This is a genomic window from Cupriavidus nantongensis (genome assembly GCF_001598055.1).
GTDB lineage: Bacteria > Pseudomonadota > Gammaproteobacteria > Burkholderiales > Burkholderiaceae > Cupriavidus > Cupriavidus nantongensis.
This window is the reverse complement of the sequence record NZ_CP014845.1, coordinates 1,565,677-1,585,487: the sequence shown is the minus strand read 5'-3', so window position 1 is coordinate 1,585,487 and position 19,811 is coordinate 1,565,677. Positions and strand designations below refer to the sequence as shown.

Below are 19,811 nucleotides of genomic sequence, written 5' to 3'. Positions count from 1 at the left end.
CGGTTCAGTTGACGCGGCGTCCGACGCCTTGCCAGTAGCGTTCGCGCACGATCTTGCGGGCCAGCTTGCCGCTGGCGTTCTTGGGCAGCTCGGCGACAAAGTCGACCGAGCGCGGCGACTTGTAGTCGGCGATGCGCTCGCGGCAATGCGCGATCAGCTGCTGCGCGGTGGCCTCGCGCCCGGGACGCAGCGTGACCACGGCCTTGACGCTTTCGCCCCAGGTGTCGTCCGGCACGCTGATGACGCAGGCCTCGAGCACGTCGGGGTGCTGGTACAGCGTGGCCTCGACCTCGGTCGGGTAGACGTTGAAGCCGCCGGAGATGATCATGTCCTTCTTGCGGTCGACCAGGTACAGGTAGCCGGCCTCGTCGACGCGCGCCATGTCGCCGGTATGCAGCCAGCCGTCGACCAGGACCTCGCGCGTCAGCTCGGGCGCGTTCCAGTAGCCGTGGAACACGTCTTCGCCGCGGATCACCAGTTCGCCGATCTCGCCCACCGCGACTTCCTTGCCGTGCTCGTCGACCACGCGCACTTCGGTCTCGCCCAGCGCGCGGCCGCACGAGGCCAGGCGTTCCGGATGGCTGGCGATCGCATCGGCATGATCGCTGGTGGACAGCCGCGTGACGCCCGAGGTCGATTCGCTGGCGCCATAGCCCTGCGACAGGATCGGGCCGATGCGCTCCCAGGCCTCGCGGATGCGTGCCGGCGCCATCGGCGCGGCGCCGTAGGCCAGCGTCTTCAGGCTCGACAGGTCGGCCTGCGCCAGCGTGGGCTCGGCCAGCAGCATGTTGATCATCGCCGGCACCATGAACACATGGGTGATGCGCAGGCGCGCGACTTCGGCCAGGAAGTGCGCCGGCTCGAATTTGTCGAACAGCACCAGGGTCGCGCCCACGTACAGGTAGGGCTGCATCAGCATGCCGGACGCATGCGTGACCGGGCCGATCAGCGCCAGCCGGTCGCCGGGGCGGGCGGGGCGGTCCATGCCCAACACCACCTTGCGCAGCGCCGCCATGCGGTTGCCGTAGCTCTGCATGGCGGCCTTGATCTTGCCGGTGGAGCCCGACGAGAAATGCAGCACGGCGAGGTCGTCGGCCGCCGGGGTGATGTCGGGCGCGGTGGTGCCGGCGTTGGCCAGCAGCGCCTCGTATTCGACATAGCCGGCGGGCGCCGCGCCGATGGCGATAAAGGTCTCGATGCTGCCGAAGCCTGCCGTGGTGCGGTCATAGCCGGTATAGCCCGGGCCCGCGATCAGCACGCGCGGGGTGCAGTTCTCGACCACGTCGCTGGCCTCGGCCGCGGTAAAGCGCGGGTTGAGCGCGGCCTTGACCAGGCCGGCCTTGTACAGCGCGCATTCCAGTTCGACCAGCTCGGGCCGGTTGCGCGACTGCACCGCGACGCGGTCGCCTGGACGCAGGCCCAGCGCCAGCAGCGCATTGGCCAGCCGCGTCGAGCGTTCGTCGAGCTGGCGATAGGTCACCACCTGGTCCTGGTAGAGGATGGCGGGCTGGTCGCCCCAGTAACGCGCGGCGCGGCGCAGGAAATACGCGAAACCCATGCTGTCTCCGTGAAGGCTGAAGGATGTTGCTGCACGCTCGGTGGTGTGCTCATGCGCTGTAGTCTGTAAGATCACGGTCATCACCACAATGACGCATTGGCTATAAAGCCATAACCGTCGGGAATGTGAGGCAATGGAGACGCGGGATATCGAATACATCCTCGCCGTGGCGGCGCACGGCGGCATCGGCCGCGCCGCCGAGGCGCTGGGGATCAGCCAGCCGGCGCTGACCAAGGCGGTGCAGCGGGTGGAAGCGCAGGCGGGGTTGCCGCTGTTCGAACGCACCGCCAACGGCATCGCCGCGACCTACGCCGGCACCCGCTTCCTCGAGCGCGCGCGGCGCATCCAGCTGGAGTACCAGGACGGCATCAAGGAGATGCTGGGCATCCGCACCGGCGAGCAGGGCATCCTGCGGGTGGGCTATTCACCGTCGATCCCGGTCGATGTTGTGCTGGGCGCGTGCCAGCAGCTGGTGCGCGAGCGCCCGGTGGCGCGGCTGCGGCTGCGCCGCCGGCTCGCGCGCGACCTGCTGGACCTGCTTGCGGACGGGGAGCTGGACATGGCGGTGGCGCCCACCCCGTCCGGCGCGCTGGCGGACACCTTCGCGGTGCAGCCGCTGTTCGATGACCGGCTGGTGGTGGTGGCCGACCAGGGCCACGCGCTGCTGCGGCGGCGCAAGCTGCGGCTGGCAGATCTGGCCGACCAGGAATGGCTGCTGCCCGAGCGGCATATCACGCTGCGCCAGCAGGTCGACGCGGCGTTCCGCCAGCGCGGCCTGCCGGAGCCGCAGCCGCGCATCGAGATCGACTTTGGCAGCAGCTCGCTGTTCGCGCTGATGCAGGGCACGCAGATGCTGAGCATCGCCAACGCCAGCGGCGACGCCATGCAGCGCGGCCTGCGCGTGCTGCCGCTGGGCGTGGAGGAACTGGACCTGCGCCGGCGCATCGGCGTGGTCACGCGCGAAGGCGCCTACCTGTCGCCGCTGGCGCAGCGGCTGACGGTGCTGCTGCGCGAGCATAGCGGCTAGTTGGCTAGTTGGGGGCGCGCTTACTGCAGCGGGATCTTCGCCACGGCCGCAAGCCGCTTCCAGCGCTCGATTTCATCCTTCTGGTATTGCCGCATCTCGGCCGGCGACGACAGGATCAGCTTGGTCGACTGGCGCGTGTAGTACTCGCGCACATCCGGGGCATTGCCGGCCTGCGTGAACAGGTCCTGCAGCCGCTTCACCACCGCCGGCGGCGTTTTGGCCGACACCGCCGCCGCGACCCAGTTGTAGGCCAGGAAGTCCGGCAGGCCGGCTTCGACGATGGACGGCACGTCCGGCAGCAGCGGCGAGCGCTGCGGTGCGGTGTAGGCCAGTGCGCGCACCTTGCCACCGCGGGCCAGCTCGATCGCGCCGGTGGCATCGACCACGGCGAAATCGACATTGGCCGCCATCACGCCATTGATGGCATCGCCCGCGCCCTTGTACGGCACCGCCGTGGTCTTGATGCGGGCCAGCTCGTTGAGCCATTCCGAATACAGCGTGTACGAGATCGAGCCCGTGCCGTAGTTCAGCGCGCCCGGACGCTTGCGCGCGTCGTCCAGCAGCTCGGCCAGCGTGCGGTAGGGCGAGCCGGCCGGCACGATGATCACGCACGGGCCGCGCGACAGCAGCGTGATCGGCGCGAAGTCGGTCAGCGGGTCATACGGCAGCTTGCGGAAGGTGGCGGCATTGGTCGACAGCGTGGAGTTGCTGCCGAGAAAGACGGTATAGCCGTCGGCCGGCGCGTTCAGCGCGGTCTGCACGCCGATAAAGCCGTTGCCGCCGGGCTTGTTTTCGACCACCACGCCCTGGCCGGTCAGCTCGCCGATCTTCTTGGCGAACATGCGCGCGGTGGTGTCGGTGCCGCTGCCCGAAGGGAAGGGCACGATGAAGCGGATCGGCCGGGCCGGAAAGGCGTCGGTCTCGGCTGCGCGCGCTACCGGCGGCGTGGCTGCGCCCAGCAGCGCCAGCGCGGCCGGAAAGATTCCGAGGAAGCGGCGGCGGGAACGGAATGCCTGTTGCATGGTGGTCTCCTGACGGTGGAATGCCCGGCGTGTCTCCGCCGGTGCAAGGGATCGGCGCGGGCCTAGCGGCGCAGCCCGAGCAGGTCGCGCGCAATGACCCAGCGGTGCACTTCGCTGGGGCCTTCGTAGATGCGCATCAGCCGGGTCTCGTTGGCCATCTGCTGCAGCGGCAGCTCCTTGGTCATGCCCATCGCGCCGAAGGTCTGCATGGCCTGGTCGATCACGTCCCAGGCCATTTCGGTGGCGAACACCTTGATCATCGACACCTGCGTGCGGGCTTCCTCGCCGGCGTCGATGCGGCTGGCGGCTTCGTAGGTCATCAGCCGGCAGGCATGGATGCGCGTGGCGGCGTCGGCCACCCACCACTGGATCGCCTGGCGCTGCGCCAGCGGCGCGCCGAAGGTCTGGCGCTGCGGGGCGTACTCGCAGATCATGTCCAGCGCGCGCTGGGCGCGGCCGATGCACCAGGCCGCCATCTGCACGCGCCGCGTCGACAGCCGCGCCTGCATCGGCGCAAAGCCCTGTCCTTCGGCGCCGAGCAATTGCGTGGCGGGGATGCGGCAGTCTTCCAGCACCACTTCATAGGTCGAGGCGCCGCCGATCATCGGGATGCGCCGCTCGACCCGCAGCCCGGGCGTGCCGCGCTCGACGATAAACGCCGAGATGCCGCCGCGCGCGCCGCGGGCCTTGTCGGTCACGGCCATGACGATGGTCCAGTCGGCGCGCGCCGCTCGGCTGATCCAGATCTTGCGCCCGTTCAGCACCCAGTGGTCGCCATCGCGCTCGGCGCGCGTGGCCATCATGGCCGGATCGCCGCCGGCGCCCGGTTCCGAGATGGCGATGGCCGACACGGTCTCGCCGCGCGCATACGGGGCCAGGTAGCGCTCGCGCTGGGCCGCGCTCGCGGTCAGCATCAGCATGCGCAGGTTGGGCGAATCCGGCGGCAGGTCATAGGGGGTGATGGTCTTGCCCAGTTCTTCATTGACCCCCACCATCGCCACCGTCGGCAGGTCGGAGCCGCCCAGCTCGGTCGGGGCATCCAGGCCCCACAGGCCCAGTTCGCGCGACATCGCGTCCAGGCGCGCCTGCTCTTCGGGCAGCAGCGCCATCTGGCCGCCAGCGGCTTCGCGCGCCAGCACCGTGGGTTCCAGCGGGATCAGCTGCTCGCGCACGAAACGCGCGACCAGGTCCTTGAGCATGCGGTGTTCTTCGTCCAGTTCAAAGTTCATGACGGTCTCCTCCTGATTCGTTATGACTGCCGCGCATCCTGGGCGATGCCCAGTTCTCGCAAGACCTCGTCGGTGTGCTCGCCGAGCGCCGGCGCATGGCGGCGCAGCGACAGCGGCGTGGCCGAGAAGCGCGCGGCCGGACGCAGTTCGCGCAACGGGCCTTCGGTAGGGTGCTGGGTTTGCTGGAACAGCCCGACCGCGCGCAGGTGCGGGTGGTCGACCAGCGCATCGAGGCCGTAGATGGGCGTGGCGGGAATGTCGAGCGACTCGAACAGCTGCATCCATTCGTCCGTGCTGCGCGCCGGCGTCAACTCCGCCAGGTGGCCGTACAGCGCGCGGATATTGGCGTTGCGCTGCGCGCGGTCGGCCACGTCGTAGCGCTCGGCCAGGTCGTCGCGGCCCACCGCGCGGAAGAAGGCCTGCCAGTGGCGCTCGGTGTAGGGCAGCGCGCAGATCCAGCCGTCGCGGGTCGGCGCGGGGCGCCGCCCGCCTTGCAGCAGGCGCGCGTAGCCGGCGCCGGCCGGGGGCGGGTCGAAGGTCAGGCCGCCCAGGTGCTCGGTCATCACGAAGGCGGTCATGGTTTCGAGCATCGGCACCTCGACCAGCTGGCCCACGCCGTGGCGCTCGCGGTACAGCAGCGCGGCCAGCACGGCATTGGCCAGCGCCAGCCCGGTGGTCTTGTCGGCAAGCAGGCTGGGCACGTATTCCGGGCGCTCGCCGCCTGCGGAGCCCAGCGCGACCAGGCCGCAGCCGGCCTGGATGATGTCGTCGAAGGCCGGCTTGTCGCGGTGCGGGCCGTCCTGGCCGAAGCCGGTGGCCATGCAATAGACGATGCGCGGGTTGATGCGCGCGACCTCGGCATAGCCGAAGCCCAGCCGCTCGATCGCCGCGACGCGCATGTTGTGCACCAGCACGTCGGCGCCGGCAATCAGGCCGCGCAGCGCCGCCGCGCCCTCGGCGGTCTTCAGGTCGAGCACGACCGAGCGCTTGTTGCGGTTCAGCGCCAGGTAGATCGAGCTCATGCCGGCGTGCTGCGACACGCCATTGGCGCGCATCAGGTCGCCCTCGGGGCCTTCGACCTTGATCACGTCGGCGCCGAAGTCGGCCAGCACCTGCGTTGCCAGCGGGCCGAGCACGACCGCGGTCAGGTCGAGCACACGGATGCCGTCGAGCGGGCCGGCCGGTGCCGCGCGCTTGTCCGCTTCGCTGTCTGCTGCGCTCATCGATGCCTCCTTCAACGGCGCTGGAACACGGGGGCGCGGCGCGCGGCCATGGCGGCGACGCCCTCGCGGAAATCCTCGCTGAGGAACTGTCCGCGCTGGATCGCCAGCTCGCGCTGGTTGATCTCGGCAATGCGGTCGGCCAGCCCGTCGCGCAGCGTGGCGCGCGTGGTTTCCACCGCGAGCGGGGCCGAGGCAGCGATCTCCTGCGCCAGCGCCATGGCGCGGGCATCGACCTCGTCCCGGGCGACCAGTTCGTCGGCCAGGCCGATGCTGACTGCCTCGGTCCCGGTGATGCGCCGGCCGGTGTAGCACAGCAGCGCTGCCTGCTGCTCGCCCACCAGGCGCGGCAGCGTCAGGCTCAGGCCGAAACCCGGATGGAAGCCCAGTCGGTTGAAGTTGGCGCTGAAGCGCGCCTCGGCGCAGGTCACGCGGAAGTCCGCCACCAGCGCCAGCCCCAGCCCCGCGCCGATGGCGGCGCCCGCCACCGCGGCGACGATCGGCTTGCGGTTGCGGTACAGCTTCATCGCATGCACATAGAAGGCGGCGGGGTCGCTTGCGACTTCATCCTGGCCGGTGCCGCTGAAGTCGGCACCGGCGCAGAACGCGCCGACGCCAGAGGCCAGCACGATGGCGCGGCAATGGTGGTCGTCGTCGAGCGCCAGCAGGGTATCGGCCAGGCGCCGCATCACCTCGGCATCGACAAAGTTGTGCGGCGGGCGGGACAGCACCACGCGGGCGACGTGGCCGTCGCGGGTGACGTGGATCTCGGCAGCGGATGACATGCGGGGGCTCCTGTGGGGGTGGCCGGCTCGGGGCCGCGTGTCCACAGTATTCGCGCGGTGCTGCCGCGCCGCTATACTCGAATTTCACTCACTGAAATTGACAGCGATGCCTGGCTCCCCCCCGCCGCCGGACTCCACGCGCAGCGTGACCCATCGGACCGGCCGCTTTACCCGGGCACCGCGGGCAGCCAGTCGCTGGAGCGCGGGCTGGTGCTGCTGCGTGCCTTCCGTGTCGGCACCACCAGCCTGACCAATGCGGAACTGGCCGGGCGCACCGGCCTGCCGCGCCCGACCGTGAGCCGGCTGACGCGTTCGCTGGTCGATGCCGGTTTCCTGCGCTACGACGTCAACGAGCGCGCCTACCGGCTGGCGCCGGTGGTGCTGAGCCTGGCCGATGCCTTCCACCAGTCCAGCCGCGCGCCGGAGATTGCGCTGCCGCTGATGCGCAAGGTGGCCGAGGCCGGCAAGGTCAACGTGGGGCTGGCGGTGGGGGACCAGCTGGAGATGGTGTACCTGGCGTCGATCCGGCACAGCCGCGACAGCGTCTCGCGCACGCGCCGCGTGGTGCCGGGCTCGCGCGTGCCGATGGAGCTGACGGCGATCGGCCTGTCATGGCTGGCGGCGCAGCCGGAGGAGGTGCGCAGGGACCTGCTGGCCGGCATCGCCGCCCGCCAGGGCGAGGCCTGGCCGGGCATGCGCGCGCGCGTGCTGCGCGGCATCGCGCAGGCTCAGCGGCACGGCCATTGCACCGCGGCCTACCAGCCGGGGCATCTGCTGGCCGTGGGCGCGGCCTTCTCGGGTCCGGACCAGCAGCTGTACGGGCTCAACATCAGCTACCCGTTCAGCGACACCGAGCGTCGCCGCGACCACGCGCGCCATGCCGCGCAGCTGACGCGGCTGGTGGCCGAGATCCAGCAAGCCTGGCGGCGCGCCGCCGGCTAGCCGTCAGTACACCGACGGCATGCCTTCCGGCCGGTTCTTGAAGCGCCGGTGGATCCAGTAATACTGCTCCGGCATGGTGGCGATCTGGGTTTCGAGGAAGGCGTTCATGCGGCGCGAGTCCTCTTCGACGCAGCCGGAAGGAAAGCCTTCGAGCGGGTCGAACACGCGCAGCCGGTAGCCGCGGTAGTCGGGCAGCACTTCGGTGGTGAACGGCACCACGCGCGCGCCGGTCATGCTGGCCAGGCGCGAGGCCGAGGTCAGCGTGCACGCCGGCACGCCGAAGAACGGCACGAACACCGAATCGTTGATGCCGAAGTCCATGTCGGCCGCCAGCATTACCGGGCAGCCGGCGCGCAGCGTGCGCACCACCTGCTTGCCGCTGCCGTTGCGCGGGATCATCTCGGCGCCGAAGCGTCCGCGCTGGGTGCGCGAGATCTGCTCCAGCAGCGGGCTCGACATGCGCGTGTACAGCGATGCCACCGGGTGGCGCATCGAATAGAACATGCAGCCGGCCTCGATGCCGACGAAATGGAAGCCCATGAAGATGGTCGGATGCTCGGCGCACGAGGCCAGGTCGATGCGCGAATCCAGCTCGACCAGCTTGCCCAGCCGCTCGGCGTTGCCGAACCACTGCACGCCGCGTTCCAGGTAGCTGCGCAGCACGTGGCCGAAGTGGTCGCGCGCCAGCCGCTCGCGCTCGCCCGGATCCATGTCCGGGAAGCACAGCGCCAGGTTGGTGTGGACGATGCGCCGGCGGCGGCTGGGGATACGGTACAGCAGCCTGCCGAGGGCGTCGCCCAGCCGGGCGGTCACGCCGTAGGGCAAGGCGGCAAAGAGCTTGAAGGCTGCAATGGTGAGCGCGGCCTGGAGCTGGTGCGTCATGAAGATCCTGGGGGCGGCAGCGACGGCCGGGGCGGACCCCGGGGGCAGGCGGCTGCGCGGCGATGGTTCGGCGCCACAACGGTGGCGAGCGGCAAGCGCGCGCTACGCTGGCGCGCCATCCCCGCGGCGCCCGGTTGCGGGCCGCTGGAGTGCGCTATGCGCCGCTGCGCAGCTTTGTGCTGAGGGCGCACTGTAGCACGATGGCAGGGGGCCAGGAACGGCAGTTACGACCGGTATCAACCGGCACCCGATGCCGGGCTATGCGCAAGCCTGTGCCGTCAGCGTTGCTTCAGCTCGCCCAGGTAGTAATTGACCTCGGCCAGCAGCGCCGTGTGGAATTCGGCCGGCAGCACGTGGTCGTCGGTCAGCGACAGTAACTGGTCGATGCGCTGCCGGAACTGCCGCTGGGCGCTGGCGCGCGCGTCGGGCGGCAGCGCCACCGCCATGGCGCACAGCATCTCGCGCATCACCAGCAGCCGCGCGCCGTACTGGATCATGGCGTCGCCCTGGGTCTTGAGGTTCTGCGCAAGCTGTTCCGGCATGCCCTTGCGCGGCACGCTGGTGCCGGGGGGCGCGGAAGGTGACTCGGCGCTGGCCTTGCCGCGGGCCTCGGGCGCGGGTGTGCCCAGCCTCTTGCCGAGCATGGGGATCTTGAACATGGGCGAGGCTCCGGATGCGCCAGGGGCGGGTGGTCGGGTGCATCCATCATGGAAGGGTGCGGGTGGCCGGACTGTGCGGCAGCAGACAATGGCGCCGGCGCGGCACCGATGTTCACGTGCCGGCGGGTCCGGGCTTGCGGCACTTGCCCGCGCGTGCCGGCGGCAGGCACAGGCCGCAGATGTAGCGCTGGCGCGCATCGTTGGCGCACACCACGAATTCGCCGCGGCAACACTGGCAGCGCGCCAGCTGCAGCATGCCGCGCTCATAGAAGCGGACCAGCATCCAGGCGCGGGTAAAGCTGAGCTGGGCGGCCTCGCCGGTGACGCTCAGGTGTTCGCGATACATGCGGAAGCCGGCGAGGGTGGCACGGACGCCGTCGAGGTGGCCGGCACGGACCATGTGGCGGTAGGCGCCGAGCAGCATCGAGGCATGGGCGTTGGGGCGCCAGCTCAGGAACCAGTCGGTCGAGAACGGCAGCATTCCCTTGGGCGGCGACGTTCCGCAAAGCTCCTTGTACAGGCGGGTCAGCCGCTCGCGCGGGAGCGAGACTTCTGCTTCCAGCACCTGCAGGCGCGCGCCCAGGCCGATCATCTCGATCGCGAGCAGGGTTTGCTCCAGTTCGTGCAGCACGCTCTTTGGGCCGTGTGCCGGCAATGGGCCGGAAGCCGCCGCCGCGGAGCCGCCGGTGGCAACGACAGGGTGTGTGTCCATGGTCTCCTCCTGCCCCGGCGCGTCACAGTGCGGCGCTGTCCGCATGCGTCCCGCCGGGTCTGGCTTTGCGTCATTGACGAGGATTCTTGGATCGCAGCGCGGCTATATCCGTGATTCTTGTCAACAATCGCAATTCCGCGATCGACGGCAGCGATTTGCCCTCGTCCGTTGTTGGCGCAATTTGTCGGTGCCCGGCACGCCATCCGCGACGACTGTAGGAGAAGCGCCCACACGCTATCGGACAGACGCCGATTTAACGGTTCTGTCCATGGGCTACGCTGCAAGAACACCAACGACAGGGAGCAACCCATGGCTGCAAACTTCCTGATCAGGCAGACCGCGCAGGGCTGGGAACTGACGGTCGAAAGCGCGCGCAAGGGCCTGGTCCAGTGCGACGACCGCGACGTCGCCGTCAACATCGGCATGGCCGCGGCCAAGCGGCGCGGTGTGGTGCTGATCGTGCATGAAGACGAGGACGATGCCCCGCGCGGCCTCACTCCCCTGGCCGCATGACGAGCCCCCCGGCAACCCCGCAGCAACCCGGCTTTCATGACAACGGCGGGCGCCCCATACCGGTGGCGCCCGCCTTTGCTTTGGTGTGCTTTGGTGTGCTTTGGTGCGGGGCGCGCGGCATGCATGCCGCCCTCCATGCCCGCCAATGGTATGGAACTTGCGCCCCGGTGACTGGCTGCGCGGCCCGCCTGGCCGCGCCGGAAGCTCAACCCTTGGAGACAGCGATGCATCCATTCCGAAATGAAGGCGGCGGCTCCTGGTGGCGCGAGGACCGCGACGCCGATGAATTCCGCCGCAATCGCGGCAACGACCCGCGCAGCAACGACCCGCGCAGCGACGACCCGCGCGGCTACGGCGAGGGGCGCTACGGCCAGCGCGGCGGCCCCGCGCGCGACTACGGCGAAGGCCGCTATGAAGGCCGCCAGCGGCACGACAGCGACGTGCGCGAGTCCGGCTACTACGGCGGACGCTCGAGCCCGGCGCAGCGTGTCTGGGAAACCTCTTCGCGGCGCCCGCCATGGGAAGAGGACGAAGCCTGGCGCCGCGGCAGCGAGGTGCGTGACGAGTGGGGCGAGAGCGGTGGCGACAGCCGCGGCAATGCGTGGCGCGACCTGCCGCGCGGGCGCGACCGCGTCGGCCCCAAGGGCTACCAGCGCAGCGACGAGCGCATCCGCGAGGACATCTGCGAGCGGCTCGCGCATGCGCGCCATGTCGATGTGCGCGACGTGGAGGTCGAAGTGCAGGGCGGCGTGGTGCGCCTGACCGGCAACGTGCGCGACCGGCGCCAGAAGTACTGCATCGAGGACATCGTCGACGATGTCTTCGGCGTGCAGGAGATCCATAACGCGGTGCGCCTGGGCGCGCCGGGCGCGTTCGGCGTGTCCGGGATCACCGAAGGGGCGCAGTCCGGCCCATCGGGCCAGGGGCGCGTCAGCGGCGTCAGCAGTTCAGGCAGTGCCACCGGCTCCAGCGCCAGCAGCTATGGCGGCGGCATGGAAACCGGCAGCGGCGGTCCCGGCCAGGGACGCGACAGCACCGGCGGCACCACGCGCATGGGCTGATCCTGGCCGCAGCACTAGGCGGCCGGCGGCTTGTCCGCCGGCGCCTGCTGCGGCTCGGCCATGCGGCGATGCTGCTCGGCCAGCACGTCGGCGGGCGTCACCATGGCAATGGCGGCGCGCAGCTTGTTCTGCCAGCCCGGCACCACTTCGCCCTCGCCGCGCATCATGGCATCGAAGCCGATCCGCGCCACCTCGGCGGGATCGCCCTTCTTCTGCTGGCCGAGCCGGGTATCGAGCAGGTCCGCACGTTCGAAGAAATCGGTTTCGGTGGCACCCGGCATCAGGCAGGTGACGGTCACGCCGGTGTGCTGCAGCTCATGCCGCAGCGCGTAGGAGAAGGAATCCAGGAAGGCCTTGGACGCGTTGTACACGGCCTGGCAGGTGCCCGGGACGAAGCCGGCGATCGATCCCGTGATCAGGATGCGCCCCTCGTGCTGCGCGCGCATGAGCCGACCGACCCGGTGCAGCAGATGCAGGGTGCCGGTCACGTTGGTCTCCACCACGCGCTGGATCGCCGCGAAGTCCTGGTCCAGGAAGGCGTGGCCCAGGCCGCGGCCGGCATTGGCGCACAGCACGTCGACGCGGCGCCCGCCGAGTGCGGCGCAGACCTGCTCGACGCCTTCAGGCGTGGACAGGTCTGCCTGCAGCGCGGTCACCTCGGTGCCTTCGTCGCGCAGCTGCCTGGCGGCGATCTCGATCTGCGGCTCGTCCGCGGCGATCAGCAGGTCATAGCCGCGCTGCGCGCAGCAGCGCGCCAACTCGTAGCCGATGCCGGAGGATGCCCCGGTGACGACGGCAAGCAGGCCGGTACGGCGAAGCAAAGTGTCGGGCACCGTATCTCCTCGGGTTTGTGGCGAGTTTTTACTGTGGCGTTGTAAGGATTAGCGACGCATCAGCCAACCCGCCGCCAGGTGCGCACGCCCATCCAGACCCCCAGCAGCGCCACCAGCGTCACCAGCACCGCCAGCGTCACCGCGGTGCCGGGGCCGAGCCCGCCGAACCACGCATAGGCATCGGAACGGCGCCACAGCGCCCACGCCAGCGTGGCGGTGGCGACCACCAGCGCGGTCTGCGTCAGCGCATCGACCACGCGCATCACGCCGCGCGCCGTGCCGGCCAGCGGATCGCGCCGGGCTTCAGAAGCGGTAATTTCGGGGTCTTCCATGGCAAAGGGGGCGCAGAGGGATTGTGTGGGTCGTGCAAGTCCCGTTCCCGGTCCCGCGCTCCCGTTGTCCGATGGCCGGAAGCGTCTCAGAACACCCCCAGGCCCAGCCCCGCGGCGAGTCCCTCGCCAAGCTCCGCGCATCGCGCCAGATCGGCGGTTTCGATCTGCTTGGGGGCGAGGATGCGCTCCGGCGTCTGCGCATGGGTGCAGACGATCAGCCCGGGCGCGACGCGGTTCAGGCGCCAGCCGGTGGCGATGCGCTCGAGCTGGCGCAGCGCGTTCTGGCCATCGCTGCCGGCGCAGATCATGGCGGCGTAGGGCCGGCCGTTGATGCGGTCCAGCGCGGGGTAATAGCAGCGGTCGAAGAAGTCCTTCATCATGCCCGCGATCGCGGCCAGGTTCTCCGGGGTGGCGAACAGGTAGCCGTCGGCGGCCAGCACATCGTCGGGGCCGGCCTCGGCGGCGGTCTTGAGCACGACCGTGACGCCGGGCTGCCGGCGTGCTGCATCGGCGGCGGCCGCGGCCATCTGGCGCGTGCCGCCGGTCATGGTGTGGTAGACGATGAGCAGCGTTTTCATGCGGGCGGGGGACTGGTGCGTCGGTCTGACGCACGCTGTCGACTGTAGCACGGCAGCTTTGCCGGGTCGTGCCCCGGTCACTCAGGGCCATGGCGGGTATCGTAGAATCCCGGGCTGGCGCCCCTGCCATGACTCCATGCCGAAATCCAGCCCTCCCGCCATCGACCGCTCTGCCAGCGAGCAGGCCATCCAGCTGCTGGATGCCGCCACCGAACATGTCCTTGCCCACGGCCTGGGCGATCTTTCACTGCGCAGCGTCGCCGAGGCGCTGGGCACCAGCCACCGCATGCTGATCTACTACTTCGGCTCGGGCGATGGCTTCTGGCAGGCGCTGTTGCATCGTATCCGCCATGCCGAGCAAGCGGCGCGCCAGCGCATGGAAGTGGCGGGCATGGATCCGCAGGCCGCGATGGTCGCGGCGTGGGAGCGCTATTCCGCGCCGGGCTACCTGCCGATCATGCAGCTGATGTTCGAGATCTATGGCCGCGCGATCCGCGATCGAGAGCGCTTTAGCGGTTTTCTCGAAGATGTCATCGGCAGCTGGACCGCCACGCTGGCTGCTCGCCTGCAGCGCGATCAGGGCCTTGGCGCGGCCGAGGCCAGGCTGCGCGCACGAGTCGAGTTGGCCACGGTGCGCGGGCTGTTGCTGGACCTGGTCACCACAGGCGACCGCAAGGGCACGACGGCCGCACTGAAGTACTTCGCCGCCATGATGGCGGCGCCTCCCCAAGCCGGAAAGTAAGCGGCTCCGCCGCCGGTACTTCGCCGAAATTGCCGTGGGCATCGGCGTAAACCCCGATTTTGCCGGTTCGTGTACCACATGGTACATTGCGTTCCGCACGCTGCGGAAAGCGCGGCGTATCGTGGCAAAACAACAGGATGCAATATGGATCGGCGACAACTTCTGGCCGGGCTGGCCGCAACCGCGGTAGCGATGACGCTGCCTGGTATCGGGCACGCGCAGGCCTTCCCTTCGAAACCGGTGCGGCTGGTCGTGCCGCAAGCCGGCGGTACCGGCAACGACGTGCTGGCGCGCGCACTGGCGGAGAAGCTCAGCCGCGCGTGGCAGCAGCCGGTGGTGGTCGAGAACAAGCCCGGTGCCAACGGCACGCTGGCGATCACCTATGTGATCGGCCAGCCCGCTGACGGCTACACCCTGTTCTTTGCCGGCGTGTCGAACCTGAGCTTCAACCCGTTCCTGTATCCGAAGCTGCCGTACGATCCCGGCCGCGACCTGACCGGCGTGGCGATGCTCGCCAACTCGCCGTTCGTCTTTGTCGCGGCGCCATCGCTCAAGGTCGACTCGTTCAAGGACTTCGTGCAGATGGCCAAGGCCCGGCCGGGCGAAATCAGCTTTGCGTCGGGCGGCATCGGCAACTCCACCCACCTGGCGATGGAACTGGTTGCACAGCGCACCGGGATCAAGCTGCAGCATGTGCCGTTCAATGGCACCGGCGGCTCGACCAGCCTGATGAACGGGCAGACGCCGGTGATGATGAACGTCGTCGCCGGCGTGCAGCCCTTCATTGCCGGCAAGAAGCTGGTTCCGCTGGCGGTCACCGGCGACAAGCGGCTGCAGGCGTTGCCGTCGGTGCCGACCTTCAGGGAACTCGGCTACGACGTGCAGGTACCGGGCTGGTACGCCATCGTGGCGCGCTCGGGCACGCCCGCTTCCGTGATCAGCAAGGTCAATGCCGACATCAACCAGATCCTGGACGATCCACAGTTCAGGGAGAAGCTCGGCTTCCAGTTCCTGGACCCGATCAAGGGCCCGCCGTCCGAGGTCGGGCGCTACATGAAGCGCGACGCCGACACCTGGGGCCCCATCATCCGCAAGCTGGGCATTACGCTCTGAGGACCGCGGCCATGGCACATCTCACCAAAGCCGTACACGACTATCGCCGCGCGGCCATGCACCGGCTGATGGACCGCCTGCGCGTCGACGCGCTGGTCTTCGGCACCCCCGACTTCTTCCAGTACGCCACCAACTTCCAGCTCGACGTGTGGCCGTGGGAGCGGCCGGTATTCGTGGTGGTACCGCGCAACGGCGACACCTTCGCGGTCATGAACGAACTGTCGACCAACCACATGCGCTTCGCCACGGAGCGCGGCACGGTCTGGCTCACGGACGTGAGCTATTACGCCGAGCATCCGCGCGTGTCCAACCGGCTGCCGCTGCCGTCGCAGCTGCCGGAGGTGGTGGCCGCCTTGCTGGGGGCGAAAGGGCTGGGCATGTCCCGCATTGCAGTCGATGTCCAGCATCCGATCCTGGCGGCGGCGCAGCGCTACCTGCCCGAACTGACGCTGCGCCCTGCCATGGCAGAGATGCGTAGCCTGCGCTGGGTCAAGCATGCGGAAGAGCTCCAGGTCATGCGTGAGCTGGGGGCGCTGACGGACTGGGTGCAGGATCGCTATCGCGAGAATATCCGCCCTGGCCGGCTGGTCCAGGAACTCGACCATGCCATGGCGGCGCTGATGTCCGAAGAGGCGGCGCGGCGCTTCCCCGGCGAGGATTTCGACATCCTCAAGTGCTGGACGCTGAGCGGGCCCGCTTCCGCATCGCCGCATGGCGACGGCGCCGCGTGCGGTGCGCGCATCAGCGCCGGCGATACCATCGTCAACCTGGTGTTGCCGCGCCTGAACGGGCTCTATGTCGAGAACGAGCGCACCTGGTTTTGCGGCCGGCCCGGCGACGAGCAGGCGCGGCTCTACCAGGTCGCCGCCAGGGCCACCGACGCCGCGGTCGCCGCGGCGGTGGTCGGCAGGCGGGTGTGCGACATGGACGCGGCCGCGCAGGCCGTGATCGAGCAGGCCGGCTGCGGTGACTACGTATTCCACCGCACCGGCCACGCGGTCGGGCTGATGCTGCACGAATACCCGGAAGACATGGCCTTCAACACCCGCCCGCTGCTGGCGGGCGAGGTGTATTCGGCGGAACCCGGCCTCTATGTCTACGGCCTCGGCGGCTTCCGTCTCGACGACACCGTGGTGGTCGGCGAGCAGCCCGAAGTCATCGTCAGGACGCCGAAGACGCTGGAGTACGCCACCGTGGCTTAGCCGGGTCCGCCGCCCCCTCAGTCCAGCGTCACCCCCGTATCCGCCGTCAGCTTCAGCACCACCGGCAGGTAGGCCTTGTAGGCCGCCTCGGCCTGCGCCGGCGTGGTGCCGAGCGGCTCCGCGCCCATGTCGACGATGCGCCGCTGCATGTCGGCGCTGGCGATCAGGCTCGCGGTCTCGCGGCCAAGGCGGTCGATGATGTCCTGCGGTGTCCTGGCGGGCGCCATCAGCGTGATGGGGCCGGTCAGCCGGAACGGCTCGTCGGCGTAGCCGGCCTCGGTGAAGGTGGGCACGTCCGGCAGCGCCTGCGCGCGCCGCGTGCCGGTGACTGCCAGCGGACGCAGCTTGCCGGTGGCGAAATGCTGCTTGAGCGCGGTCACCGAGCCCACCGTCACGTTGACCTGGCCGGCCAGCAGGTCGGTCACCATCGGCCCTTCGCCGCGGTAGGGCACGTGCAGCATGTCGACCTGGTATTGCCTGGCGAAATAGGTCTGGATGGTATGCGGCTGCGTGCCCGCGCCCCATGAGCCCATGCGCAGCTTGCCGGGCGAGGCCTTGGCATAGGCCAGCAGCTCGGCGACGGTCCTGGCCGGCACGCTGCTGTTGACCGCCAGCACCGTGCGCGCGGTGGCAATGTCGGAGACCGGGCGAAGGTCGGTGCGGGGATCGTAGGGCAGCTTCTTGTACAGCGCCAGGTTTGCGGTGATCGGGCCCGGTATGGTCATCAGCAGGGTATAGCCGTCCGGCGCGGCCTTGGCGACATAGTCGGTGCCGATGATGCCGCCGGCACCGCCCTTGTTCTCGACCACCACGGTCTTGCCGAGCTGGCGCGACAGGCCGTCGCCGACAGCGCGCGCCAGCGTGTCGGTGAGGCCGCCCGGCGGATAGGCGACGATCAGGTGGATCGGTTTGGCTGGATAGGCGCCTTGCGCGGCCGCCGCAATCGGCGCGACGGCAAGCGCCGCGACGCCGAGCCAGCGCAGCGCGGCCTGCAGCAGCGTGCCGCGCTGCCGCGGCGAAAAACGGGCAACAGTCATCATGATGGTTTGGTCTCCTGTTTATGCGATGTCACGGTGGCCTGACTCTGGCGCCTTGCGCCCCTGCGCTAGTCCAGCTTGATGCCGCGCGCCTGGATCAGCTTGCCCCACTTGCCGATCTCCTGGTCGATAAAGGCCGAAAATGCGCTGCCGCGCTCGGGATGCGGCTCCAGGCCCAGGCCAAGCAGCTTGTTGCGGGTTTCCGCATCGGCCAGCACGGCCGAGGCCTCGCGGTTCAGGCGCTCGGTGACGGCGGGCGGCGTGCCGGCCGGCGCGACCAGCCCGAACCAGCCGTAGCCGACCATGCCCGGATAGCCCTGTTCGGCGAAGGTCGGCGCATCGGGATAGACCGGCGTGCGCTGCTCCGACGCCACCGCCAGCACGCGCAGCTTGCCGGCCTTGATAAAGGGCAGCGCCGCGGTGATGGCGGTCAGCGTGGCGTCGGCGCGGCCCGCCAGCAGTTCGGTGTAGGCGGTGGCGTCGCCGCGGTAGTGCACGCTCAGCAGCTTGAACTTGCCCACCTGCCCGAACAGCTCGGCGGTCAGGTGCGGGCCCGAGCCGGCGCCCGGCGAGGCCACCGTCACGCCGTCGGGCTTCTCCCTGGCCATGCGCACGAAGTCGGCCACGCTGCGCGCCGGCGAGCTGGCATTGACGATCAGGAAGATCGGCCCCAGCACGCGCGGCCCCACCGCGACGAAGTCCTTGCGCACGTCGTAGCGCTGCGCGATGCCGGCGGCGGTGTTGATGGCGAAGGGCGCGGCCGCCCACAGCAGCGTATAGCCGTCCGGCGCGGCATGCGCCACCTGCTCCGTGGCCAGGCGCGTGCCGGCGCCGGGCTTGTTCTCGACCACCACCTGCTGGCCGAGCTTGCCGCCCAGCGCCTCGGCCAGGATGCGCGCCGAGATGTCGTTGGAGCCGCCGGCGCCGTAGGGCGACACCAGCTTGACCGGCCGCGACGGATAGCTTTGCGCCTGCGCCTGGCCGGCCAGGCACAGCAGCGCCGCGCCGGCCGCCAGCACGGCCCGGGCGAAGACAACGGTTCGGTTCATGACGCCTCCTTGATGCGGCGGATGGCGGGGTAGCGGAAGGTCCGTTCCAGGTGCGCGCTGCCGGGGACGTACAGCCGCAACGCCACGTAGAACGGTTCGGGCGGCGCGGGCAGCCAGTTGCCGGAGTCAGCCGGGTCCGCCGGGCCGCGTGCGCCCAGCACGATGCGCAGGCTGCCGTCCGGCGCCGCGCGCAGGCCCGGCGAGCGGTCGCCCAGCGAATAGCGCTGCAGCGGATTCTCCGCCAGCATGCAGTCTGACTTGCGATACATGGTCAGCGACCAGAACGCGCCCACCTGCGGCAAGCCTTGCGCGGGGAACACCAGCTCGTACTGGTGCGTGCCGTCCAGCGGCAGGCCGTCGGCATCGCAATCGGCCATCAGGTACATGGCTTCCTCGATGCCCAGCGCGCCGATGTAGTTGCGCGCCACCTCGGCACGCAGCGCGTATTGCGTGCCGAACGAGTTGCGGATTTCCACCGGCAGGGACCAGCCGCCGCCCAGCGCGGAAGCCCGGGGCGCGGCCAGTTCGGCATCGACGTGCGCCAGCGCGGCTGCCAGCGCGGTGCGTTGCACCGGCGTCAGCGGCGTCGCGCTGCCGATGCCGGCGTCGGCAAAGTTGCGCACCAGCTCCGCTTCGTCCGCGGGCGGCGGGTTCTCGGCCAGCATGCGCCGGACGATGGTGGCGTAGCGGTCCGGGTCGCCGGGGCGCTCGCCGGCGTGCATGCCGGCGTCGATCACGCTCGCCGCGGCGGTGCCGTCGGGCCGGCGCAGGCGGATGCCGTCCTGCAGGGCGTGCGCGCCCGCCAGGTCGGCGTCGCCGTCGGCCAGGATGCGGCCGATGATCCAGACCGCATCGGTGGGGCAGGGCAGCGGCGTGGCGCCGGCGGGCACTTCGCCGCGCCAGGCCGGCCCGTGCAGCAGCCAGGTGCCGCCCTGCGTGCCGGTGGTGCGGGTGCCGATGTAGCCGAACGGGTTGGTATAGGCGTCGAGCAGCCCGAGCACGTAATAGCGGCCGTGGCAGTCCGGCACGTCCAGCAGCAGCGGGCCGCGCGACAGGTCGAGCCAGGCGTTGGTGTAGAGCGTGTCGTTGTTCGGTGTGACCACCTGCCGGTGCTGCGGGCCGAGCAGCGCGCGCACGTGCGTGACGGTGTTGATCCAGCGCAGCGTGGAGTCGGGACCATCGCCGGCAAAGGTGCCGGCGCTGTCGCGGCGCGGGCAGGTGGCGGCGCGCATGCGCGCCATTTCGTACAGCGGCAGCGTGTAGCGCACCGCGTCGCGGGCCAGCGCGTCGAGGGAACTGTCATGGGTTGCCATGG

At 70.0% G+C, this 19,811-nt stretch carries 21 protein-coding genes; 7 read left to right on the top strand and 14 right to left on the bottom strand.

Features of this window, described 5'->3' with window-relative positions; translation table 11 throughout:
• Positions 1–4: 4 nt before the first annotated feature.
• The gene (locus A2G96_RS28135; RefSeq protein WP_062803439.1) at positions 5–1,558 is read right to left on the bottom strand and encodes an acyl-CoA synthetase; all 1,554 of its coding nucleotides are present in this window, start codon (positions 1,556–1,558) and stop codon (positions 5–7) included.
• Between the two features lie 133 nt (positions 1,559–1,691).
• Between A2G96_RS28135 and A2G96_RS28130 the strand changes: the two genes are divergently transcribed.
• Positions 1,692–2,585 (top strand): LysR family transcriptional regulator, encoded by an 894-nt coding sequence (locus tag A2G96_RS28130; RefSeq protein WP_062803438.1) that lies wholly within the window; start codon positions 1,692–1,694, stop codon positions 2,583–2,585.
• A 20-nt stretch (positions 2,586–2,605) separates the two neighbouring features.
• On the opposite strand, the gene A2G96_RS28125 is transcribed toward A2G96_RS28130, so the two are convergent.
• The 4 genes from A2G96_RS28125 to A2G96_RS28110 all read right to left on the bottom strand — a co-directional run bounded on the left by A2G96_RS28125 (position 2,606) and on the right by A2G96_RS28110 (position 6,841).
• Entirely contained in the window at positions 2,606–3,607 is a 1,002-nt protein-coding gene (locus tag A2G96_RS28125) for a Bug family tripartite tricarboxylate transporter substrate binding protein (protein ID WP_062803437.1), read from the bottom strand.
• Positions 3,608–3,669: 62 nt separating this feature from the next.
• Positions 3,670–4,836, bottom strand: coding sequence for an acyl-CoA dehydrogenase family protein (locus tag A2G96_RS28120; protein WP_062803436.1), 1,167 nt, complete (start codon positions 4,834–4,836; stop codon positions 3,670–3,672).
• A 20-nt stretch (positions 4,837–4,856) separates the two neighbouring features.
• Positions 4,857–6,059 carry a CaiB/BaiF CoA transferase family protein gene (locus tag A2G96_RS28115; protein ID WP_062803435.1) on the bottom strand — a complete coding sequence of 401 codons (1,203 nt, stop codon included), beginning with the start codon at positions 6,057–6,059 and terminating at the stop codon, positions 4,857–4,859.
• An 11-nt stretch (positions 6,060–6,070) separates the two neighbouring features.
• On the bottom strand, positions 6,071–6,841 hold the full coding sequence (locus A2G96_RS28110) for an enoyl-CoA hydratase/isomerase family protein (RefSeq protein WP_062803434.1): 771 nt from the start codon (positions 6,839–6,841) through the stop codon (positions 6,071–6,073).
• A 210-nt stretch (positions 6,842–7,051) separates the two neighbouring features.
• Here A2G96_RS28110 and A2G96_RS28105 point away from each other — a divergent pair, with 210 nt between their 5' ends.
• Positions 7,052–7,783 (top strand): IclR family transcriptional regulator, encoded by a 732-nt coding sequence (locus A2G96_RS28105; protein ID WP_231909674.1) that lies wholly within the window; start codon positions 7,052–7,054, stop codon positions 7,781–7,783.
• Between the two features lie 3 nt (positions 7,784–7,786).
• On the opposite strand, the gene A2G96_RS28100 is transcribed toward A2G96_RS28105, so the two are convergent.
• From A2G96_RS28100 to flhC, 3 genes are all read right to left on the bottom strand, one after another.
• The gene (locus A2G96_RS28100) at positions 7,787–8,665 is read right to left on the bottom strand and encodes a lipid A biosynthesis lauroyl acyltransferase (protein ID WP_062803433.1); all 879 of its coding nucleotides are present in this window, start codon (positions 8,663–8,665) and stop codon (positions 7,787–7,789) included.
• Positions 8,666–8,943: 278 nt separating this feature from the next.
• Complete coding sequence (locus A2G96_RS28095) at positions 8,944–9,324, bottom strand: hypothetical protein (RefSeq protein ID WP_062803432.1); 381 nt, start codon at positions 9,322–9,324, stop codon at positions 8,944–8,946.
• 112 nt (positions 9,325–9,436) lie between these two features.
• Positions 9,437–10,036 (bottom strand): flagellar transcriptional regulator FlhC, encoded by a 600-nt coding sequence (gene flhC, locus A2G96_RS28090; protein ID WP_062803431.1) that lies wholly within the window; start codon positions 10,034–10,036, stop codon positions 9,437–9,439.
• 309 nt (positions 10,037–10,345) lie between these two features.
• Between flhC and A2G96_RS28085 the strand changes: the two genes are divergently transcribed.
• Positions 10,346–10,549, top strand: coding sequence for a hypothetical protein (locus A2G96_RS28085; RefSeq protein ID WP_062803430.1), 204 nt, complete (start codon positions 10,346–10,348; stop codon positions 10,547–10,549).
• 224 nt (positions 10,550–10,773) lie between these two features.
• The gene (locus tag A2G96_RS28080; protein WP_062803429.1) at positions 10,774–11,610 is read left to right on the top strand and encodes a BON domain-containing protein; all 837 of its coding nucleotides are present in this window, start codon (positions 10,774–10,776) and stop codon (positions 11,608–11,610) included.
• A 14-nt stretch (positions 11,611–11,624) separates the two neighbouring features.
• On the opposite strand, the gene A2G96_RS28075 is transcribed toward A2G96_RS28080, so the two are convergent.
• The 3 genes from A2G96_RS28075 to A2G96_RS28065 form a co-directional block, all read right to left on the bottom strand.
• A complete protein-coding gene (locus tag A2G96_RS28075; RefSeq protein WP_062803428.1) occupies positions 11,625–12,443 on the bottom strand; it encodes an SDR family NAD(P)-dependent oxidoreductase in 819 nt (272 codons plus the stop codon).
• Between the two features lie 59 nt (positions 12,444–12,502).
• Complete coding sequence (locus A2G96_RS28070; RefSeq protein WP_062803427.1) at positions 12,503–12,775, bottom strand: hypothetical protein; 273 nt, start codon at positions 12,773–12,775, stop codon at positions 12,503–12,505.
• An 86-nt stretch (positions 12,776–12,861) separates the two neighbouring features.
• Positions 12,862–13,353 (bottom strand): flavodoxin family protein, encoded by a 492-nt coding sequence (locus A2G96_RS28065; protein ID WP_062803426.1) that lies wholly within the window; start codon positions 13,351–13,353, stop codon positions 12,862–12,864.
• Between the two features lie 136 nt (positions 13,354–13,489).
• Here A2G96_RS28065 and A2G96_RS28060 point away from each other — a divergent pair, with 136 nt between their 5' ends.
• The 3 genes from A2G96_RS28060 (at position 13,490) to A2G96_RS28050 (ending at position 16,410) form a co-directional block, all read left to right on the top strand.
• Entirely contained in the window at positions 13,490–14,095 is a 606-nt protein-coding gene (locus A2G96_RS28060) for a TetR/AcrR family transcriptional regulator (RefSeq protein ID WP_062803425.1), read from the top strand.
• Positions 14,096–14,239: 144 nt separating this feature from the next.
• A complete protein-coding gene (locus A2G96_RS28055) occupies positions 14,240–15,208 on the top strand; it encodes a Bug family tripartite tricarboxylate transporter substrate binding protein (RefSeq protein ID WP_062803424.1) in 969 nt (322 codons plus the stop codon).
• An 11-nt stretch (positions 15,209–15,219) separates the two neighbouring features.
• A complete protein-coding gene (locus A2G96_RS28050) occupies positions 15,220–16,410 on the top strand; it encodes a M24 family metallopeptidase (RefSeq protein WP_062803423.1) in 1,191 nt (396 codons plus the stop codon).
• A gap of 17 nt (positions 16,411–16,427) precedes the next feature.
• Here A2G96_RS28050 and A2G96_RS28045 read toward each other — a convergent pair whose 3' ends face one another.
• From A2G96_RS28045 to A2G96_RS28035, 3 genes are all read right to left on the bottom strand, one after another.
• Positions 16,428–17,450 (bottom strand): Bug family tripartite tricarboxylate transporter substrate binding protein, encoded by a 1,023-nt coding sequence (locus tag A2G96_RS28045; RefSeq protein WP_062803422.1) that lies wholly within the window; start codon positions 17,448–17,450, stop codon positions 16,428–16,430.
• A 65-nt stretch (positions 17,451–17,515) separates the two neighbouring features.
• Positions 17,516–18,496, bottom strand: coding sequence for a Bug family tripartite tricarboxylate transporter substrate binding protein (locus A2G96_RS28040; protein ID WP_062803421.1), 981 nt, complete (start codon positions 18,494–18,496; stop codon positions 17,516–17,518).
• On the bottom strand, positions 18,493–19,809 hold the full coding sequence (locus A2G96_RS28035; RefSeq protein WP_062803420.1) for a DUF1254 domain-containing protein: 1,317 nt from the start codon (positions 19,807–19,809) through the stop codon (positions 18,493–18,495). The genes A2G96_RS28040 and A2G96_RS28035 overlap by 4 nt, the downstream gene beginning before the upstream one ends.
• Between the last annotated feature and the right edge of the window lie 2 nt (positions 19,810–19,811).

Bases quoted from the DNA above. Each gene is read 5' to 3' on its own strand.
- A2G96_RS28135 (WP_062803439.1), bottom strand. From the start codon at position 1,558: ATGGGTTTCGCGTATTTCCTGCGCCGCGCCGCGCGTTACTGGGGCGAC.
- A2G96_RS28130 (WP_062803438.1), top strand. From the start codon at position 1,692: ATGGAGACGCGGGATATCGAATACATCCTCGCCGTGGCGGCGCACGGC.
- A2G96_RS28125 (WP_062803437.1), bottom strand. From the start codon at position 3,607: ATGCAACAGGCATTCCGTTCCCGCCGCCGCTTCCTCGGAATCTTTCCG.
- A2G96_RS28120 (WP_062803436.1), bottom strand. From the start codon at position 4,836: ATGAACTTTGAACTGGACGAAGAACACCGCATGCTCAAGGACCTGGTC.
- A2G96_RS28115 (WP_062803435.1), bottom strand. From the start codon at position 6,059: ATGAGCGCAGCAGACAGCGAAGCGGACAAGCGCGCGGCACCGGCCGGC.
- A2G96_RS28110 (WP_062803434.1), bottom strand. From the start codon at position 6,841: ATGTCATCCGCTGCCGAGATCCACGTCACCCGCGACGGCCACGTCGCC.
- A2G96_RS28100 (WP_062803433.1), bottom strand. From the start codon at position 8,665: ATGACGCACCAGCTCCAGGCCGCGCTCACCATTGCAGCCTTCAAGCTC.
- A2G96_RS28095 (WP_062803432.1), bottom strand. From the start codon at position 9,324: ATGTTCAAGATCCCCATGCTCGGCAAGAGGCTGGGCACACCCGCGCCC.
- flhC (WP_062803431.1), bottom strand. From the start codon at position 10,036: ATGGACACACACCCTGTCGTTGCCACCGGCGGCTCCGCGGCGGCGGCT.
- A2G96_RS28085 (WP_062803430.1), top strand. From the start codon at position 10,346: ATGGCTGCAAACTTCCTGATCAGGCAGACCGCGCAGGGCTGGGAACTG.
- A2G96_RS28080 (WP_062803429.1), top strand. From the start codon at position 10,774: ATGCATCCATTCCGAAATGAAGGCGGCGGCTCCTGGTGGCGCGAGGAC.
- A2G96_RS28070 (WP_062803427.1), bottom strand. From the start codon at position 12,775: ATGGAAGACCCCGAAATTACCGCTTCTGAAGCCCGGCGCGATCCGCTG.
- A2G96_RS28065 (WP_062803426.1), bottom strand. From the start codon at position 13,353: ATGAAAACGCTGCTCATCGTCTACCACACCATGACCGGCGGCACGCGC.
- A2G96_RS28060 (WP_062803425.1), top strand. From the start codon at position 13,490: ATGCCGAAATCCAGCCCTCCCGCCATCGACCGCTCTGCCAGCGAGCAG.
- A2G96_RS28055 (WP_062803424.1), top strand. From the start codon at position 14,240: ATGGATCGGCGACAACTTCTGGCCGGGCTGGCCGCAACCGCGGTAGCG.
- A2G96_RS28050 (WP_062803423.1), top strand. From the start codon at position 15,220: ATGGCACATCTCACCAAAGCCGTACACGACTATCGCCGCGCGGCCATG.
- A2G96_RS28045 (WP_062803422.1), bottom strand. From the start codon at position 17,450: ATGATGACTGTTGCCCGTTTTTCGCCGCGGCAGCGCGGCACGCTGCTG.
- A2G96_RS28040 (WP_062803421.1), bottom strand. From the start codon at position 18,496: ATGAACCGAACCGTTGTCTTCGCCCGGGCCGTGCTGGCGGCCGGCGCG.
- A2G96_RS28035 (WP_062803420.1), bottom strand. From the start codon at position 19,809: ATGGCAACCCATGACAGTTCCCTCGACGCGCTGGCCCGCGACGCGGTG.